At 50.2% G+C, this 802-nt stretch carries 1 protein-coding gene; it reads left to right on the top strand.

Translation table 11 applies throughout. The features are described 5' to 3' along the window. The coding region (locus J7438_RS26270; protein ID WP_209278977.1) for a hypothetical protein at nt 1-802 on the top strand (802 nt) is incomplete at both ends.

Raw genomic sequence — 802 nt, 5'->3', positions numbered from 1 at the left:
GTCAATTGAGAACGAGGATGATACTCAAACGATCGAGACCAAAGCAAAATCGACTGAGCAAACATCAGTTGAGGAGGATTACAGTGAGCTTGATGGCATCGAAGAGTTGTTTGCTGAGCCAGAGGTCCCCGGTGATAGTACCGCATTAGACGACAATCAGGAGGAAGATTACAGTGAGCTTGATGGCATCGAAAAGTTGTTTTCTGAGCCAGAGGTCCCCGGTGATAGTACCGCACTAGACGAAAATCCTGAGCCAGAGGTCTCCGGCGATAGTACCGTATTAAACGAAAATCCTGAGCCAGAGGTCCCTGATGATGGCACCTCACCAGACGAAAATCCGCAGCCAGAAGTCTCCGGTGGTAGCACCGCATTAGAAGACAATCAGCAGCTAGATGTCAGCGCAAGTGAAAGGTCTGGAGAAAATGCACCAATCGACAGTGATACAACCACGGTTGGCGATGACCAAACAGATGTTGATACTGAGTCGCCCCAGACCGAAGCGAAATTGACTGAGCAAACATCAGCCGAGGAGGATTACAGTGAGCTTGATGGCATCGAAGAGTTGTTTGCTGAGCCAACGGTCCCCGGTGATAGTACCGCACTAGACGAAAATCCGCAGCCAGAGGTCTCCGGCGATAGTACCGTATTAAACGAAAATCCGGAGCCAGAGGTCTTTGATGATGGCACCTCACCAGACGAAAATCCGCAGCCAGAAGTCTCCGGTGGTAGCACCGCATTAGAAGACAATCAGCAGCTAGATGTCAGCGCAAGTGAAAGGTCTGGAGAAAATGCACCAATCGAC

This window comes from Thalassotalea sp. G20_0 (assembly GCF_017744175.1).
In the GTDB taxonomy this organism is placed as follows: domain Bacteria; phylum Pseudomonadota; class Gammaproteobacteria; order Pseudomonadales; family Endozoicomonadaceae; genus Endozoicomonas.
Note: the sequence above shows the minus strand (reverse complement) of the source record. Positions and strands in the feature narration are given on the sequence as shown.